Genomic DNA, 17,562 nt, shown 5'->3' with positions numbered 1-17,562 from the left:
GAAGTGTCTAATTTCGCCAATGCAGATCAGACTGCTTGACTGCTCAGTTGCTTGTGATAGTTTGCCTCCGCTTCTGCTGGCGGTATCTAGCCGAGCGGTTCCAGCAGGCGGTGGTGGTTGAACTAGGAAACCCACTTCAGCGTGGCCAATCGACGGCCTCACGCGTCTTCCAGGGTGCGCGCTGGTGGATCAGCTCAGCCTTGTAGAGCCCGTTGATAGTCTCGGCCAAGGCATTATCGTAACTGTCGGCCTTGCTCCCTACAGAGGGCTCGATGCCCGCTTCTGCCAAGCGCTCGCTTTACATTATCGATATGTATCGCGAGCCGCTATCGCTATGGTGGGCGAGCTCGTTGCGTTCGGGCTAGCGAGCGCACAGGGCCTGTTCCAAGGCGTCGAGCACGAAGTCGGTCCGCATCAAGCAGCTGACGCGCCAGCCTAGGATGCGCCTGGCAAAAACGTCGATCATGAAGGCGACATAGACGAACCCTGCCGGGTCGAGACTTAAGCGAAATCGCTGACCCACAGATGATTTGGTCGCTGGACCTTGAACTGGCGGTTCACCCGGTCGAGCGGGGACGGCGCCTTCGCATCGGCTACCGTCGTGCGCACTAGTTTGCCTGGCCTGACGCCATACAGGCCAGCCTTGCGCATCAGGCGCCCCACGGTGCAGCAGGTCACATCTGTCCCCTCAGGCCTCAGCTGGCGCTAAACTTTGTCGGCCCCGTAGACCTGCAGGTTCGCTACCAGGCACGCTCTAGGTCGACGCTCAGCACGTCGTCGCATTGGACATGGGCACAGCGCAACGCCGAGTTGCGTTGCTGCGCAGCATGGCGCCAGTAGCCCGACGGCGCGACCTACATCACCTTGCAGATCGGCTCGACAGCGTAGGCATGGCAGTACCGGTCGATGAAAGCCCTCACGGCTTGAAGTGGCGGCCGAGCTCCGCCTGGGCGAAAAATGCGCTCGCCAAACGAAGAATCTCGTTCGCCTTAGGCAGTTCGCGCACTTCTCGCTCGCGCGGCTTGACGCGCTCCTTTTCGGTAGTGGAGGGTCCTTGCCGCTAGTCAGTATCGCGCTCCAGCTGGCGCATCCAGCGACGCAGCGTCTCTGGGGCGCAGCCGATCTTGGCGGCGATCCACGTGATTGCAGCCCACTGCGATTCGTACTGGCTGCCGGCTTCGCTAATCATGCGTACAGCGCGCTCGATGACTTCGGGGGAATACTTGGGTTGCTTTTTCATGGCTCCATTTTCTTAAGAATGGGGCTCTACAAAACCCGGGCGATTCAGTACAGTTGTGATGGTACAAATGATGCTGACATGGAAGAGGTCAGCGCTCTAGCTGAACAATAAAATTGGGGTCAAACTCTTCGTTTTCAGCACCGCCATTCCGCATCAGATATCCGAGCGGGTTGGCGACGACACGACATTCTCCCACTTCGTAATCGAAACTACTGTGCGTATGGCCATGTACCCAAACATCTGCCTTCACTACCATTTCGTCTAGGTTCGAAGCGAATGCAGCCGAAACTGGATCTGCTGCGTATTCAGGAGCAACCGAGCGCATTGAAGGCGCCATGTGGGTAACGACAACCGTACGTCCAGCGAACGGCTCATCAAGTTTTTCTTGAAGCCATGTTCGTTGCACGGTGTGTAGGTGTTTAGACTCGTGGGATCATGTACCCGTCCGTAGCTGGCCCCTCTTCAAAGCGAGGCACGTTTTGCGTACACTGTTCCAACCTGATCTTTTACTGGTAGCCTGATGACCCAAGCCTTGCACAGCCGAGCACGAACGACGCACCTGATCCGCGAAGAAATCAAGAACTCGACGTTGCCACAAGCGGAACTGGCCCGGCTCTACAACGTCACGCGGCAGACTATCAGGAAATGGCAGGATCGCGACAGCCCGGTCGACGGTTCTCATTGCCCCAAGACCCTGAACACGACGCTCACGCCTGAACAAGAGCTGATCGTCGTCGAGCTGCGCAAGACCCTGCTGCTGCCCACTGACGACCTACTGGCAGTCACGCGAGAGTTCATCAATCCGGCCGTTTCACGCGCCGGCCTGGGGCGCTGCCTGCGCCGTCACGGCGTTTCCGACTTGCGCAACCTGGTCACGCAGGACGACGGCGCGCCGGCAACGAAGAAAACCTTCAAGGACTACGAGCCCGGCTTCATCCACATCGATATCAAGTACCTGCCGCAGATGCCGGACGAGTCTGCAAGGCGCTACCTGTTCGTCGCCATCGACCGCGCCACGCGCTGGGTATTCATCGAGATCTATGCTGACCAGACTGAAAGCAGCAGTGCCGATTTCCTGGCCAAGGCGCGCGCGGCATGCCCCGTCAAGATCGTCAAACTGCTCACCGATAACGGCAGCCAGTTCACCGACCGCTTTACCGCCAAGGGCAAAAACAAGGAGCCCAGCGGGCGGCACCTGTTTGACCGGCTATGCAAGCAATTCGATATCGAGCACCGCCTTATTCCGCCACGCCATCCGCAAACCAATGGCATGGTCGAGCGGTTCAATGGCCGTATCAGCGACATCGTCAATCAGACCCGTTTTGGTTCAGCAGCCGAGCTTGAATCGACGCTGCGCAATTACGTTAAGATCTACAACCACAACATCCCACAGCGGGCGTTAAAGCACCAGACGCCGATTCAGGCACTTAAACAATGGCAGGCCAAGCGCCATGAATTGTTCACTAAACGCGTCTATAACCAAGCGGGTCTTGACATGTAGGCGAACAGTGTCTTGCGGTTGCAGTTTCCTGTACCCGGAAGTCGCGACGCTGATACGTCGGTAGTCATTCATTACAGTACGAGCGTCGAGCATCGCGCTCCACTTGCGATCAGGGCCAAACAGGGAAAAATCAGTCCAGAGAGTCGCACCTAAAAAACGAACGCCTCTATAAATGTACTCCCCGCAGTTGAGAGGATATATGTTGGGGTAACGGGCACATTCCTGGGCAATCGCCTCTCCTGTTTTTTCAATTGAGTCTCCATAGAATTCGTGGTTTCCAGCAACGTAGACTACCGGTAATTCCCGAAAAATTTCTGCAGCCCACGAAGGCGCACGAAATTTTGTGTGAATGTCACCAGCGAGAATTACGACGTCGGGCCTGCTAATCGATACATCGATCCGTGGCACGTGAGCGCCCCAGACCTCCAAATGAAGATCAGACAAAACTAACAACCTCATATCTCTCTCCGTTAGTAGTTAAGCTTAATAAATGCGATATTTTGTTTAGCTGTAATGCTAGCTTTAACCGCATCGATGAGCTAACGCCCAAGTCGGCGTTCCTTATATCCGACCGCAGCGGAGAGGACACGACTTACCTCACCCCGATCTAGTGAAGCCAAGGGAGTACTTTCGTCTAGAGAATACTTCGGTGTTATAAAAAATTACCATTTAGCGTCACCTGGCAAGTCGTCTAGAGCTACAGAAACTCGCTCAAGATTGCCCCGAGTTGCCGCGCTAGTCACAAAAAAGCTTGGGTACCATATGGCCCGGCCTGGCCCCTCGATTTCGAAAATACGTTTTTCGCGCACCGCAACAATTAGGCTTTGCTGTGTAATTCCGAGACGTTTACACAGTTCGGCAGAGTCAAGAAGCTCCCCTGCTCTATATAGTGCCGCCCTCCGATCCATTGCGTCCTGTCGGAGCTGCGCAACTAGCTCAGCGTTATCTTCCTCGGCAAACTGTTTTGTGTCCTGTGCTCCAAACGATGCCTCAGCTTTCCGATCGGATGAAATCTCTAAAGGTTTAGTCGGCACTTGATCCGTCATCATCATCATCATCCATTCTATAAAACAGATTACTTGGTAGATATCTCATTCGCCCAACTGAGCTTCTTCATAAATTCCAAAATTTTAAGATTATGAGATGAGCATCTAGGTTATGTGCTGTAGGCCTGCCAATTAAATCGTGCTATAGGTCATTACCTTCTATAACGCATTTCCACGTTTATAAGGGCGTTCCATGCCGTTACTAAGCTCTCGGTTGCAAACAGTCAGACCCGCTGATCGAATTGAGACCTGATCAGCGAATCTATTGTTTCCGCTCGCGCTGTATCGCTAACAGAAACCGCAGCCTTATGTTCATTACGCAGCCAAAGCACCATCCTCTCTTCCAGATAGCGGGCTGTATTCTTACCGACAACGTTAGCGAATCGGCATAATTTTTCCAGATCTACACTAATTGGTCGACCGGCATCAGCTGATCGGCACTCCAACTCACTGAATTTTGCAAGAAGCATAAAATCTACAGTGTTATCTAGCGAAAATGCCGAATTGGCATCGTCTATTATTCGCTCGGCCATATTTCTCTCTATAAATGGTATCTTGCCAGGATGGGCCGGCATGTGTAGTTCAAAATCTGTCGAAATCTTCTGGAACATCTTCGACAATCAAATGCAGCGGTACAACATGAGGGTCGAAACTTGCGTGATTGCAAGCGTGACAGCGCAATTCGCTTTCGAAAAATGCCTGTTGTTCCGTCTGGCGATGTGCCCAGTCTTACGCCCCTCGGCGAATCACAACACCCGTTCAGTCAGAAACGTCTCGTTCTCGCATCACAGTTCTACCCGTCGCAATGCGCTGCCCACTCATTTACGGCTTATTCTTATGCAAATAGAACAGCGAGTTCCACCGCTTAGGCGATTGAGCTCAAGAACTGTTTGTAAGCGACAGTAGAACCGCTAATTCGAAACTTTAATCGTCTACTTTGAAATCATCGTCAGCGAGTTCCTCCCAATCGATCATGCTGATATTACGCCCTACACGTAGCAGGTCCGCAACACCTGCGCGCTTAGTCGCAATGCGGAGCGGTCTCCCTTCGATGTGCAACGTTCGTGCAACAAGCGAATCCAATCTACGAGCGGAATGTGTAAATTCTATGATTCCATAGGGTGTATGAAATGTTCCTTTCCGCCCGGTAGTCATGATGGTAATCCGGCTGATCATAATCTGAGAAATGACCCCGAATTCAGAAAGAATAGATTCCAAGCTAACATAATTGAAGTATCCCTTTCTAAGGACGCATGCTATCTCTTCGATCAGATAGCTCTTGCGTGACCGCGCATGCAGGTTCACAAAAACACCTCTAGCTACCCGCTGCAATACCTTCTCGCGTAACGCATTCTGCACAACTCTGTTAACTAGATTAGGGGAATATTCGCCTAGAAGGCGCTTCAAGTCAGGCCAGTCGAGAACTTGGATACCAAGCTCATCCAATTGCTCGAGCTTAGTATGCAACGCGTTTAAATCCATTTGCTTTTAATCCACAGCAGACTTTTCGAAAAATATTTCTGCACGGCCCTGCCGGACAATCCGTTGTACACCCATGAGCGGATGCGCAATCATTATTGTACTTCCGAAAAAAATAGATAGCCTCCCCGACGCAATTGGTGTATCGGCTCGCAAACGTATGTTGTCACTCAAGGATCAATCGCTGCGTGCGCGCTGAGACTGCTCCGAAAGAAATTGGCAAAAAATATTCAACATCACCGAATCGCCCTCCAGAAGTATCTGATCATTAAGCGGCTCCGAGGCATCTGCGGCCAATTTAAACCGCGGCATTGCCTTTGCGTACTTTTCTATTTTAGCCACTGTAGTCGAAACAGCGGTGTCTCTTCTAGCCTTTTTAAACTTGCCCCAAAACCGCTGATCAATAAAAATCTCATTTATGAAAAGGATAACCGCCTTTGCCGGGAGATTACGCAACATAGGTTCGAGTGCCGAACGCAACTGTGATTCTGTCGCTCGATTCAAACTGATGTTTAAACTGGCCAGTTTGCCACCAATTAGATTTATGCATTCATGCTCGACAAGAGCCTGACGGATCTGCCGGCGGCTTGCTTCATCTGCCGACCTGATTATGCTCCGCAGCAAAGCTACTAAATGATCCTTAACGTGGCCGTTTGTATCTCTTGCAAGCGTCCAACTAACACGTAGAGGATCGTATGTGATTGGACTGTTCTTGCCACCTGCGATATTAAAAGACTGCAAAGGTGAGTGAATGCTAGGCACGATAACTGAAAGAGAACGTAGCCGCTCGTATGCCTTTTCTGTCAACAGGAGCGTAGGCGCTACTTTAGCTCGTAGAGAGTCATTCGCCGGTAGCTCATCGTTGTACCAGGCGCCTACGGACGCGACTAAAAGGGAGTATAAATAGAATGCATCAACTACGTTCAGCGACGCATACTCGACAGGCTGAAGTTGCCGGCGTAGTGCCTGAAGCTTCTCTTCGATGACGTCAGCGCGCCGGTTGAGTGAGTCTAAGGAAGCGCTGAACTAATCAGTTTCCGATTGCTTCTACGGTGTTCTCGTAATTGCGGCGCGCAACAGCGAAATCTCGGCCCGGTGATGAGTCAGAAGGGAGAATTGATCCGTTTTTTGTGCACTACCTGAGCGTTTTCCACACTCAGGACGCAACTTGGGTGTGTATGCGCCCGATGAATCTTCGCGCCAGCACCAGATTAGCGAAAGCGAACAGCGTGAACAGCTGCGCGTTGTTCTTGGCTAGTCCGCGGTAGCGCGTTTTGCGATGTTTGAACAGGCACTTCACGACCTGGAAACAATGCTCGACCTTCGCGCGCACGCTGGCCTTCGCTTGCTCGAGCTTTTCCTTGGCTCGGCCCAGCGGATTCTTCTTGAGCACCTTGCGCACGCTTGGCCGCATTGCCGTATGCCAGTCGATCGCCTTGCCCGCATTCTCGGGGCGCTTGGCCACGCCCTGGTAGCCAGCGTCGCCCAGCACGGCCTTCTCGCCGCCGTGCAGCAGCGCGTGCGCCTGCGTCACGTCGGCTACGTTGCCAGCGGTGCCGACGACGGTATGAACCAGCCCGGTCGCCATGTCCACGCCAACGTGTGCCTTCATGCCAAAGTGCCAGTCGTTGCCTTTCTTCGACTGATGCATCTCCGGATCGCGCTCCTTGTCGCGGTTCTTGGTCGACGGTGGCGCTGCGATCAAGGTGGCGTCCACGATGGTCCCTTCGCGCATCGTCAGGCCCTTGCTGGCAAGGTGGCCCTTGATCTCATCGAAGATGCGGCGCGTCAGCGCATTCTCTTCGAGCAAACGGCGGAACTTTAGCAGCGTCGTCGCGTCAAGAGCCGATTCGTGCGAGAGGTCGATACCGACAAACGCGCGCACCGACTGGATATCGTAGATCGCGTCCTCGATCCCTTCATCCGACAGGCCAAGGCACTGTTGAGCAATGTACATGCGCAGCATGCGCTCCAGACCGATCGGTGGGCGACCGCGACCATCGCCTTTCGGATAGTGCGGCAACAGCGCTGCCACCAGGGCAGGCCACGGCGTTGCCGCGTCGATCTCGGCCAGAAAACGCTCGCGCCGCGTCAGCTTCTTCTTGCTGGCGAACTCGACGTCGGAAAAGCTCGTTTGCTTCATCATGTAACTTGTGCAAATGCGATACGCCATTGTGCCAGCTCAGCTCGCTTCGGGCGAGACCTCGCCGATTAAATCAGTGTTTCCCTAACGTTTTCAATAAATCGAGCGGGTTGCGCTTGAGCTCACAATTAACATTGTTACACGGCCGCGCGAATCGAGATGTGAAACGTGCTAATCGCTCGAATTGAACCCGGGTTACCGCAAACTCAGGCATGCCACAGCACTTACAGCGCATCTTGAGCGCGTATGCGACTGAGTTATCCGAGACTTGTTTCTCTAACGCCTCTGCTGTGAGCGCAAACGCCCGACAAAGGCTGGTCAAACTCTCTTTCCAGACTCCTTCGTCGTCGCATGCCCAGTAGCGCAGGCAGAGATCTGCGTGCGCGCCCGAATTCAAGGTACAGAGTAAGTCAAACGCCATGATTGCACTGAAGTAAGTAAGCAGCGGCTCAACGATACATTTCGACGAGCAGGATGGAACAATCCCAGGCTGCCTGCACAAAGGCGCCCTCGAATCTTGAAGAAATGATGACTATAGTCCGAAGACTTAATCATACAGCAAAGGGATGATTTCTCCAAAGAGGAGAAATCATTGGACCCAGGCTTAGCATTTGGAATAGTGTTTCGCGAGGCGCGTTTAAGCGCTGAGCTCACTCAGGAGCAGGCTGCGCATGCTGCAGGCCTTGACAGGACTTACATTAGTCTAATTGAGCGTGGTCAGCGGCAGCCTACCGTTCGAGCGGTGTTCCAGCTAGCTGCTGCCGTTGGAACTACAGCAAGCTCGCTGATCATTTCGACAGAGGAGCTAGTCGCCGCTATCTAGCGTCAGAATGGCGCACTATCTCAACGGCTAGACCCTTAACCCGATGATGGCATTCGCCAGGGTCCGGGCTCGGCAGCACAACGATTCGATTACATAACCCTAGAGCAGGACGCGCAGGTGGACCTAACCGGGGTCCTCGCTCCCCCGTGCAGCTAGATTGATGTCTGCTTGCTTCCTGTCGGTTAGCCCCTTGTGCAGGGCCATGTTCTGCTGAAAACGACCTAGGAACGCGTTGTCCCACACGGCAACAGGCACGCCTAGAACGCACGTTTCCGCTGTAAGCACAGTTACGAAGCGGTACGTTTTTTTGTCGATGTTGTACATGTTTAGTAGTCTAGCTAGTACATTCAAAACTGCTGTCAGCGCGTACGCCTCGACTGTCCGATGACTACAAGTAACTTCCGAACAAGATTGAAGAGCACCTGGTCAATCAAGCTTCGTTGCTTCACAACGGTCATAAGTGTACTTACCCGCACTTATGATGGACAAAAAGTGTGGCCGCGCTCACCACTCTTCGAGGACACGATTTGCCTCGCCACGCAAATCGGCGGCTGAATACGAAGCTACGTTTTACACCTCAAATCGCTCTGTCGCAAGGTAAAACCCCGCCAACCTAGTCCGTGGCCTAGAGGGGGCAGCAGTGTGAAGGAGCCATCCCGCAACGCCACGATCGCGTAGTGCACGCCAACATCTTTACTCTTGATAACGTATTTTATCAAGAGTAAAAATCGTGCTTGAAATTATCGCCGGAAGTTCTTCTACCTCTCGAGTTGTGCCTAACACACATCTATTTGTAAATCAACAACATTCGCGTAATTGTAAATTATGTTGCAATCAAGACACTATGACGAGTTTTTTGAAGAACCAACTAAGCAGTTGTTGCGATCGAGAAATTTCGCTGCTAAATTATTTGTTTTTTTAAGATTCCTTAACGGCAAAAAATACTGTGTCTGATAAAAACATGAAAATGAAAAAAATCGTCTTAGCTTTTAGTATGGCCGCTTTGTCGGGACCAGCTCTTTGCGGAACCAGTTCGGGGCCCGTGGGAAATTACCTAGTTTCGAGTTCTGGCAAACTCTTTTTTAGTGCTGGAACCGCTTCTAACCCACCGGCTTGCAGTCCGGGCAATGAGTGGGCAATTGACTTAGTTGGCCCAAATGCCGCCGCTGGACGTGCAATGCTTGCGGCCCTTCTCGCTGCCCATGCTGTAGGTAAAACTGTGAGTGTAATTGGTAAGGGAGTATGTGACGTGTGGGGCGACCGTGAAACTGTCGATTATATAGTCGTCCATAAATAGAGTCTGCCAAAATTGTAATATAGAGTCATGAATTTTCATGAGTAATTCAATGAAAACAAAAATCCTCTTAGCATTTACTTCTTCATTAATTACCGGCTCCGTCTCCGCCGGGTAGTTCGATGGCTGCGATGTTGTCGAAATAGTGAGCGCCAGCGACCAAAATGTACATGTGCATTTGTGTTGCAGCATGGCAATGCCCTCCGTGTTCAACAGCATTGCCATATATAGGATTGATGCAACAACAACATCAGGAAGGCGTTTATTTTGCTTTGCTCAGCATGGCGTTAGCTATGGACATGAAATTGGCTGGAACAATTGATGACGTGATTTGTGTGCCACAAGGAAACGTTGCGTTACTTACGCACTTACGCCTCTCCAAGTAAGTCATTAACTTATCGCTCAGGAAAGCTAAAATAATGGTAGGCATTCCTTATAAAAGTCGAAAATTTTCAAAAAGTCCATTCTTTGATTAAATAAAATATTTCTCCGCTTCGAATGTCAATAGTGAACTACGGAACGAGTGGTTGACAAATAGATTACAAGCAGAGAAAGTTTTCCTTTTTATAGCGAGGTTTATATGTATAAAATCGTCGGCATCGCAGCGTTAGCGATTTCGTTAAGTCCAAATGTCTTTGGCGCAGGTTTTTCCGAAGTGCCCACTGCTTGGAAACTAGAAAGCTACGGCGCAACTGTTGTCGTGCTATGGCATACGCCATCGACGTGCGCTAATGGGGGTTTAGGGCTTCCAGGAGGATCGACAGTTGCAGAACATAACCGTCTTTATGCCACAGTTATGACGGCAAAGACGGCGAAAATTCCAATGTTCATTTACTATGAACAGCGAGATGCTCAGTGCATTATCACGAGCTTCGGACTCAATTGACGTTCAATAACCAGCTATACGGCGTGCTTTCTTCGATGCGTTCGTTGCCTGCAATGCGCCATGTGGACAATAATCGCTGCGGTCATATGTACTGCTTGGCTTAACCTGCACATTTTCTTAATAACTCCCCAATTATGGTCGTTCAACGAAAAAGTCTTTTGCACGAGTCATCGATCGATATGTCGAAAAAAATGAAGCGTATTGCTGCTTTGATTTCCCTCATCTTTATATCATCTCCGACTTTAGCGAAAGAGGAATACTATTATTATAAAGACTCAGATGGCAACTGGGTTCAGGCGGAACGGGTCTACATAACCGGCCAGAGACCTAGCGAGCCTGCTGAGCCGCCACCACGGCCGCATATTTCTGGCTTTGGCTCGTACTCGCCGTGGGGAGTGAAAGATACCGCAGGTAATACCAATGAAGATGTTGAAATCCCGCTTGCGGCGCCACCGGCAGAGGATGATTCAGCGATAACTTGCTCAAACACAACGAGCAAGCCTGTGATCATAACAACTGGGGAAAAGATTAAAGACGAAGTCGATTTCATGTCAATGGGGCTATATGGGTTTAATTTGACGCGGACATATCGCAGCCAGCAAGCCTCAGGCACTTTATTTGGCGCTAACTGGATGTCGACGCTCGATTTTCCTTCGCTACGCTTCGGAAGAAAATCTACTGAAAGATGGTCGTCGAACGCATACCAGGAGATCACATTTATCGAACCGGATGGCACAAAATACCTTTACCAAGCAGATTCTTTTGTCCACCCAGAATTGTTCGATAAAAATGATTGGTTTGCCATTGGCGGATATTATTCCGTAAAGTCCGCTCTTCGCACTGGTCAGCTGACTTGGGAAAAGGGTGTCGGCTATACTCTATCGACACCATCGGGAACTTATGAGTACAGCGAGGCTGGGGTGCTCCAAAAGGCGTACAATAATGCTTCCGGACAATTGATAAAAGTTGAACACCGTGTTGGCGGTATTATAGATGTCAGCAATAACGCTGGGCAGAAGGTTCAACTTCGGTTGGGCGCAAACCATCGTGTGGCTGAAGTACAAGACCCTTCAGGCAATACTTGGAAATATACGTACAATCAAAACGGTATGTTGACGAAGGTAACTTCGCCGGATGCCGACCCTGATATCCGCGAGTATCATTACGAGGATTCCAGTGCGGCGCAAGCCGCCACGCTGCTAACAGGTATCTCGATTAATAGCGTTCGATATAGCCGCTACAGCTATTATCCGGACGGTCGCGTACGCCGTAGTGCACTGGAAGGCGATGGCGAGGCGGATAATTTCGTTTACGGGCAAAATGAAACGACCGTGACCGATGCGAAAGGCGCGTCTACCACTTTCAGTTTTGCGCCAATTCAGGCTGAGCTGAAAATAACACGGGTTTCGCGTGTAGGAACGTCGACATGCTCTTCAGCTGCAGCGGAGACGGTTTATGATACAAATGGTTATATCGACTACGTACTGGACTGGAAAAAAAATAAGACTGACTATGAGTATGACGCCTATGGTCGATTAAAGTCAACGGTAGAAGCAGCCGGTACATCAGAAGCGCTGAAAACAATTTATACATGGTCGGGTACCAAGAATACGGGAGTGGAACATCGGGGTGTCGACGGTAATCCTTATTTGCAATTAACGAACACCTATTTAAATGATCGATTGACCAAGCAAGTTGCTACTGACGCGAAAAATGGCGAGCAACGCATTTTTAATTATGCGTATGTTATGCGACCTGCGGGGACAATTGCATCAGTGACCGCATCTATTCAATTAGATGAGGGCGAGGCAATTTCGGTCGAAAATTACGATGAATTTGGGCGCATAACTTCTCGTACAAACGCGCTCGGACAGACCGAGTCTTGGTCCGATTTTAATGGGCTCGGCTTACCGCGAAAGTATCTGGATATCAACGGTCAGACAACCGAATACGACTATGACAAGCGCGGTCTTGTTAAAAGTATCGTATCGCCAGGCCCTCGGACGACGAATTTTGTCTATGAACATGATCGCCAGATCAAGTCGATTCGCAGTTCCGATGGGCGAATGGTCCAGTACAAATATGATGCCGCACGTCGTCAAGTAGGGATTGGTAACGCTCTGGGAGAGTTTACGGAAACCAACCTTAATCTAACTGAGAATTCCATTACAACGCGCAGCGCGCGCAAAGTCCCTGCCTTAAGTAATGGCGTTCTGAGCGGCAAGGTTGATGGAGAGTTCAGTGCAAAAACGATCTTTGATTCTGAAGGACGACCCTATGATATTTTGGGCAATAACGGTCAGAAGGTCCAAAAACGCTACGATGACAACGGAAACTTATTGACCGTAACTAACGCAGCTGGCCGAGTAACTACTTATGAATACAACTTCCGCAATCAACTCAGTCGCATGACCGCCGCCGATGGCGGTGTTGTCGAGCTTGCCTACGACAACGAAGGCCGCAACAAAACCGTCACCGACCCACGCAGTCTGCAAACGCACTATGGCTACAACGGTTTTGGCGACGTCATTAGTCTTGTTAGCCCCGATACTAGGCAGATAAGCTATACGTACGATCGCGGTGGTAGGCTAAGAACGAAAACAACAGCCGCTAGGGCGACTGAATTCACTTGGGACATGCTTAGTCGGCAAACTCGCTCTTGTAGTAGCACTTCCTGTAAAGCTTTTACCTACGATGAAGGTGCTTATGGCATGGGTCACCTAACCAAGATAAATGACGGCACTGGGCAGACCAATTATACCTACAACGCCGCAGGACAGCTGTTGGGACAACGTAACGATATTTATGGTCAGGTCTTTAATACCAGCTGGACGTATGATAACGCTGGCAGGATGACCGGCATGACCTATCCAACGGGGCTGGTTATAACTTATGAGTATGACAATGTCGGACGTCGTACCGCGATTAAGAGCCCGAGCGCTCTAAAAGCAAAGAATTGACATCGCGTTCAAGTCTGAGCGCCGCACTCTGGCGGATTACTGCGGCGTCGCGCTTATCGCGACGCTGCCAAGTCGTGGGGAAGTTATGTGGAAGTGCCGAGAAACGTAAAATAAAATGAAAAAACTATCTGGTCGTGTTGCTACAGTTGTTCAAGCCGTATTGGTTATTTCTGCCCTTATAGGGGGGGAGGTAGGTGCTGCAGCGCCTGTAAAAGATAAAAAGGCGAAGTCCCCGCATGACGCCGGTGCAGCATTGGCGTCGTCCAAAGCATCAACTCCGTCCGAGCCATCGGCACCCGGCATGCTTCAACCGTTACGTCTTGAACCAGTGGACCCAGTGGAACCGTCGGAGCCTCCCCCGGAGCCCCCGTCACCTCCCGGGTCTCCGGTTCCCTCCGGACCAGCCCCAACTGATCCGTCAGCACCAACCAGCCCGTCTGGACCTTCTACCCCGTCCGCACCACCCGCTTCGTTGACAATCGCGAAACTGCTTCCAGTGCTGCTTGATCTTCTGATGGACGACACAGTTTCCGGAAATTCAGCGGCTTTTGTTTCTCAGTCGGTACCCGCAGTAATGGCAGCGGGTGGGGTCTATAACGTCGCGCTAACATTGCAGAACAATGGAACGAGCACTTGGCGAACATCGGAAGGCTTCCGTTTGGGGTCGCAAAGCAATGCTGCTTGGACTCCGGGTAGTATCGCTGGATCCGTAGAAGTAGCACCAGGCCAAAGCTATACTTTTTATTTTGCAGTGACAGCGCCTACAGCGCCGGGAGCATACAGTTTCCGTTGGCGCATGTTGAGGGAGCCGTCAGAGTGGTTTGGGGACCAATCGCCAAACTTCACCGTCAGTGTTGAGCCCCCACGTGACAGCGCTGAGCTTGTTAGTAAAGAAGTTCCATCCTTGATGGTTTCAGGGCAATCGTACACTGTTGTTGAGACTTATAAAAATACCGGCAATACTACCTGGAATCCCGCCGCTGATTATAAGTTGGGCTCCCAAAATCCGAGTAACAATGTTCTTTGGCGTGAGAACCGTGTTGCACTCGACCGTACAGTAGCGCCCGGGGAGCAACATACGTTCCGGTTCAATGTAGTGGCGCCTGCAGCTGGAACTTATACTATGCAGTGGCAAATGCTGCGAGGGAATGCCTGGTTCGGTCATGTATCGTCCGCACTAGCGATTGTGAACGCCGCACCGGGAGCTGGTATGGCAACGGGCATGACACTGGCAGACTCCTTCCTGTACCAGCCAGCCAGTGATGGGATATATGCGTGGCGGTTCGGAAACGGACTGCCCCGTATGTTGACGCTCGACAACGACATACGGGTGCAGCGGATTTCCACTCCAGGAAAACATGACCTGACATTTGGTTATCACGATGTTGATACGATATCTTCGTCAACCGACAATGTGTATCCTGCACGAAGCACAACGTTTGGATACGATGCAGCTGATCGTCTTGAAACAGTAGACCGGGTTGGTATAGATGACCAGAGCTTCCAATGGGATAAGGTTGGTAACCGCACACTGCAGGGACGCGAGGGAGAAGGGAGCTACGACTTCACAATCGACAGTGCCAGCAATCGAATTATGTCGTGGCGCGGGGCGGGCAAGTCCAGTACGCTGCTTTACGACTTGGTCGGGAACCTGACGAACGAGTCACGTCATGACGGTACGCGCGTCTATACCTACAATGACTTCAACCGGCTGGAGGGGGTACACGTGAACGGGGGGCATGTCGGCGACTACCGTTACAACGCGCTTGATCAGCGGGTAGTGAAAATTTCACGTGGCGAGGCGACCTACTTCATCTACGGTCCAGGTGGGGAAATTTTGGCGGAAGTGGGGGCCACGACTACAAGCTATGTTCATAATGATGGGCAAATGATTGGGATTGTTCGTAATGATCAGTTCTTTGCCAGTCATAATGATCAAACTGGGCGGCCTGAGGTATTGACTGACATCAATAGCAATGTGGTATGGCGTGCCGAGAATGCTGTATTCGATAGACGCATGGTTGTTGTCGATTCGATAGGTGGTTTGAACATCGGCTTTCCGGGCCAGTACTTTGACGCAGAAAGTGGGCTTTGGTATAACTGGAATCGCTATTATGACGCCTCACTGGGACGATATCTCCAAAGCGATCCCATTGGGCTTGAAGGCGGAATAAATACTTATGCCTATGTCGAAGGGAATCCACTTTCGTACATTGACCCTTTCGGGCTTGCGACATTCACGCTTACCGGTGGCGGCAGCGTGGTGCTTTTAGGCGGCATCGAAGGCAGCGCAGGTATTTATATTAGCAATCGACCATTGGATATTGGTATCGTCGCGTCCGGTGGAGTGGGTGGGGGAGCACTTGTTGGCTTGGGTGCTCAACTTGGATATGTGCCGGGTGCACTATCGAATGTCAGCGGTGATACAACGAATTTAAATGCTGCGTGTGTGGTGGGTAGCGGTACCTTGATGAAAGATCCAAAAACTGGCAAGGTCGTAGGAGGTACGATTGGCGTTGCTGCCAAATTGGGTGGCTCGATTTCGAATTCTACTACCGGAACTTGGGGCTTGCGGGGTTTGCTGCGGAATATTTTCTCGTCGAAGAAAGGCCCATAATGACTTCGCCTAGAAAGAAATTCGTTTACGCTGCCTGTGCGTTTATTTTGGTCGGACTAGCGATCATTATCGCCCTCGTCGAAACGCAACAAACAGCCCTTATAGTTGCTTTTTTTGTGTGGATAATGGGAGGGTCATTTCTACTTATGCGAATCCGATGTCCGAATTGCGGTGTTCCGGTTGCCTACCAAGGTAAGCTCGGCAGCATTTCTATTTACGCAGGGTTTGTGAGAAGTAAATGTCAAAACTGTGATGCAGATTTAACTAAGGAGTAATGAACACCTGGCCCGCTCATTCTTGCAGGAACAACGGGGCCAGGTCTGACATCATCGGACACGACCTCGGCTGTAGCGGCGGACAACCTGTCCCACCGCTGCGCGGTTCCGCCATAATTCGTATCCTGTTCGTATCCCATCTGCGGCCGGCCGTATCCCATTTATATCCCGTTCGTATCCTGCCGAAAAAGCCGCCTGGTGGCGGTGCGGCCGCTGGCAACGGCCAGCCTGGGCCGGTGCGGGGAGTCCCCCGCGCCCCAGCCAATCTCTCACACATCACGCAACCCTCCGGTTTGCCATAAAGCCCGCCGTTGCAGGCTTCCCGTGTAAGACACTATCCACCTCTCTGTTAAACGCTTACCGTCGAAATCACGGATAGCGCCCGCCGTGGCGGGCTGTCCGTGTCATACGGACCCGGTCGAGCGGCAGGTCTGTCGCATGCGTTCAGCGCTGACGATTTTGCACAGGTCGGCGGTAAATTGCCCCACCGTTTAGCTGGTGCCGCTGGCAATGCAGCAGCAGGCGGTGTAATTGGTGGAGCTGGTGCGTTTACGAGCAAACCGCGAGGAGGCGTTGACGGGGGAGGCCCTTCAGGTAGGCGTACCTCAAGTTTTAGCCAGATGAATCATGCGGCGGCAGCGAAAAAATTGTACTCGAATGCGACGCGTCACGGGATCACGAAGGTCCTGCGGAAGCTCCCATATGCCGGGTATGCCTTGGCGGCCTATGAACTCTACGACGCTTTTTGTGATTGATAGAATGGCAGACGAACTTTCGATAGAATTGCGCGAATACCTCAGGCGCTGCGGCCTATCTGAAGGCAAAGATCGCACGGTGTAACGGCAGCACGCGGATGTATCACGATCTTGGCCTTTACGGAGATATTGCTGAAGCCTACATGGAAGAGTTGGCCTATCACTATCACGTTGACATGAGTGGCTTCGAGTTCGATAAGTTCTTCCCACCCGAGTTTGCTGGGAAGAATGCACTTCTTGCAGCAGTGTTCTCAATCTTGCCTTTTGCAGGCTATGTTGCCCGGCGGCGCAGTGAGTACTTGCCCCTGACGTTGACAATGATAGAGAGCGTGTTGCGTGCTAAGCAGTGGCGCGCAGGGGGGCACGGCGAGGCCAGAGGGGGGGCACAGGGTCAGTGCCGACAAACGGACACGGACTGATGCATAGGGGCGGCACAGGGTCAGTGCCGACAAACGGGTTTTGTCGCGTTAGCCGAGCGGTGGCCCCGATCGAGTAGACTGCAACGCCGCACATTGACGATCCGACATGCTCAGCTTCAAAGGA

Annotated in this window: 13 protein-coding genes, 1 pseudogene and 1 other annotated feature; of the genes and pseudogenes, 6 read left to right on the top strand and 8 right to left on the bottom strand. The window is 51.6% G+C overall.

The annotated features are described in order from the left end of the window. Window positions 1-89 precede the first annotated feature (89 nt). Window positions 90-1,240 (bottom strand): annotated as a pseudogene (locus ACHAC9_RS11295) (IS3 family transposase); the annotation flags it as partial. Beyond that, window positions 846-962: a sequence feature (AL1L pseudoknot), on the bottom strand. (Overlaps the previous pseudogene by 117 nt.) An 88-nt stretch (window positions 1,241-1,328) precedes the next feature. Continuing rightward, window positions 1,329-1,565 carry a hypothetical protein gene (locus ACHAC9_RS11290; protein ID WP_435760078.1) on the bottom strand — a complete coding sequence of 79 codons (237 nt, stop codon included), beginning with the start codon at window positions 1,563-1,565 and terminating at the stop codon, window positions 1,329-1,331. 195 nt (window positions 1,566-1,760) lie between these two features. Between ACHAC9_RS11290 and ACHAC9_RS11285 the strand changes: the two genes are divergently transcribed. Then, entirely contained in the window at window positions 1,761-2,741 is a 981-nt protein-coding gene (locus tag ACHAC9_RS11285; protein WP_435760077.1) for an IS481 family transposase, read from the top strand. On the opposite strand, the gene ACHAC9_RS11280 is transcribed toward ACHAC9_RS11285, so the two are convergent. The 5 genes from ACHAC9_RS11280 to ACHAC9_RS11260 form a co-directional block, all read right to left on the bottom strand. Beyond that, window positions 2,640-3,200: a metallophosphoesterase gene (locus ACHAC9_RS11280; protein WP_435760076.1), complete on the bottom strand. Its 561-nt coding sequence runs from the start codon at window positions 3,198-3,200 to the stop codon at window positions 2,640-2,642. The genes ACHAC9_RS11285 and ACHAC9_RS11280 overlap by 102 nt on opposite strands. Window positions 3,201-4,011: 811 nt before the next feature. Continuing rightward, window positions 4,012-4,398, bottom strand: coding sequence for a hypothetical protein (locus tag ACHAC9_RS11275; protein WP_435760075.1), 387 nt, complete (start codon window positions 4,396-4,398; stop codon window positions 4,012-4,014). Window positions 4,399-4,711: 313 nt separating this feature from the next. Next, entirely contained in the window at window positions 4,712-5,269 is a 558-nt protein-coding gene (abiEi, locus tag ACHAC9_RS11270; RefSeq protein WP_435760074.1) for a type IV toxin-antitoxin system AbiEi family antitoxin, read from the bottom strand. A 174-nt stretch (window positions 5,270-5,443) separates the two neighbouring features. Next, window positions 5,444-6,028, bottom strand: coding sequence for a hypothetical protein (locus ACHAC9_RS11265; protein ID WP_435760073.1), 585 nt, complete (start codon window positions 6,026-6,028; stop codon window positions 5,444-5,446). A gap of 394 nt (window positions 6,029-6,422) precedes the next feature. Continuing rightward, window positions 6,423-7,412, bottom strand: a complete 990-nt coding sequence (locus tag ACHAC9_RS11260; protein WP_435760072.1) for an IS5 family transposase — start codon at window positions 7,410-7,412, stop codon at window positions 6,423-6,425. A gap of 616 nt (window positions 7,413-8,028) precedes the next feature. Here ACHAC9_RS11260 and ACHAC9_RS11255 point away from each other — a divergent pair. Further along, window positions 8,029-8,232: a helix-turn-helix transcriptional regulator gene (locus ACHAC9_RS11255; RefSeq protein WP_435760339.1), complete on the top strand. Its 204-nt coding sequence runs from the start codon at window positions 8,029-8,031 to the stop codon at window positions 8,230-8,232. Between the two features lie 1,144 nt (window positions 8,233-9,376). Here the strand turns inward: ACHAC9_RS11255 and ACHAC9_RS11250 are convergent. Beyond that, window positions 9,377-9,751 carry a hypothetical protein gene (locus tag ACHAC9_RS11250; RefSeq protein ID WP_435760071.1) on the bottom strand — a complete coding sequence of 125 codons (375 nt, stop codon included), beginning with the start codon at window positions 9,749-9,751 and terminating at the stop codon, window positions 9,377-9,379. Window positions 9,752-10,106: 355 nt separating this feature from the next. Here ACHAC9_RS11250 and ACHAC9_RS11245 point away from each other — a divergent pair, with 355 nt between their 5' ends. From ACHAC9_RS11245 to ACHAC9_RS11230, 4 genes are all read left to right on the top strand, one after another. Then, window positions 10,107-10,412, top strand: a complete 306-nt coding sequence (locus tag ACHAC9_RS11245; RefSeq protein WP_435760070.1) for a hypothetical protein — start codon at window positions 10,107-10,109, stop codon at window positions 10,410-10,412. 191 nt (window positions 10,413-10,603) lie between these two features. After that, on the top strand, window positions 10,604-13,372 hold the full coding sequence (locus ACHAC9_RS11240; RefSeq protein ID WP_435760069.1) for a DUF6531 domain-containing protein: 2,769 nt from the start codon (window positions 10,604-10,606) through the stop codon (window positions 13,370-13,372). Window positions 13,373-13,886: 514 nt separating this feature from the next. Further along, a complete protein-coding gene (locus ACHAC9_RS11235) occupies window positions 13,887-15,989 on the top strand; it encodes an RHS repeat-associated core domain-containing protein (protein ID WP_435760068.1) in 2,103 nt (700 codons plus the stop codon). 1,128 nt (window positions 15,990-17,117) lie between these two features. Continuing rightward, window positions 17,118-17,438: a hypothetical protein gene (locus ACHAC9_RS11230; RefSeq protein ID WP_435760067.1), complete on the top strand. Its 321-nt coding sequence runs from the start codon at window positions 17,118-17,120 to the stop codon at window positions 17,436-17,438. Window positions 17,439-17,562: the final 124 nt, after the last annotated feature.

It is taken from the genome of Massilia sp. CMS3.1, assembly GCF_051262535.1.
GTDB lineage: Bacteria > Pseudomonadota > Gammaproteobacteria > Burkholderiales > Burkholderiaceae_D > Telluria.
The sequence above is the reverse complement of the archived record's forward strand: the minus strand, read 5'-3'. Positions and strand labels throughout refer to the sequence as shown.

Coding starts and splice junctions, on each gene's coding strand:
- ACHAC9_RS11235 (WP_435760068.1), top strand. CDS start 13,887: ATGGACGACACAGTTTCCGGAAATTCAGCGGCTTTTGTTTCTCAGTCG.
- ACHAC9_RS11285 (WP_435760077.1), top strand. CDS start 1,761: ATGACCCAAGCCTTGCACAGCCGAGCACGAACGACGCACCTGATCCGC.
- ACHAC9_RS11260 (WP_435760072.1), bottom strand. CDS start 7,412: ATGATGAAGCAAACGAGCTTTTCCGACGTCGAGTTCGCCAGCAAGAAG.
- ACHAC9_RS11240 (WP_435760069.1), top strand. CDS start 10,604: ATGAAGCGTATTGCTGCTTTGATTTCCCTCATCTTTATATCATCTCCG.
- ACHAC9_RS11230 (WP_435760067.1), top strand. CDS start 17,118: ATGTATCACGATCTTGGCCTTTACGGAGATATTGCTGAAGCCTACATG.
- ACHAC9_RS11275 (WP_435760075.1), bottom strand. CDS start 4,398: ATGTTCCAGAAGATTTCGACAGATTTTGAACTACACATGCCGGCCCAT.
- ACHAC9_RS11245 (WP_435760070.1), top strand. CDS start 10,107: ATGTATAAAATCGTCGGCATCGCAGCGTTAGCGATTTCGTTAAGTCCA.
- abiEi (WP_435760074.1), bottom strand. CDS start 5,269: ATGGATTTAAACGCGTTGCATACTAAGCTCGAGCAATTGGATGAGCTT.
- ACHAC9_RS11290 (WP_435760078.1), bottom strand. CDS start 1,565: ATGCGCTCGGTTGCTCCTGAATACGCAGCAGATCCAGTTTCGGCTGCA.
- ACHAC9_RS11280 (WP_435760076.1), bottom strand. CDS start 3,200: ATGAGGTTGTTAGTTTTGTCTGATCTTCATTTGGAGGTCTGGGGCGCT.
- ACHAC9_RS11250 (WP_435760071.1), bottom strand. CDS start 9,751: ATGGCAATGCTGTTGAACACGGAGGGCATTGCCATGCTGCAACACAAA.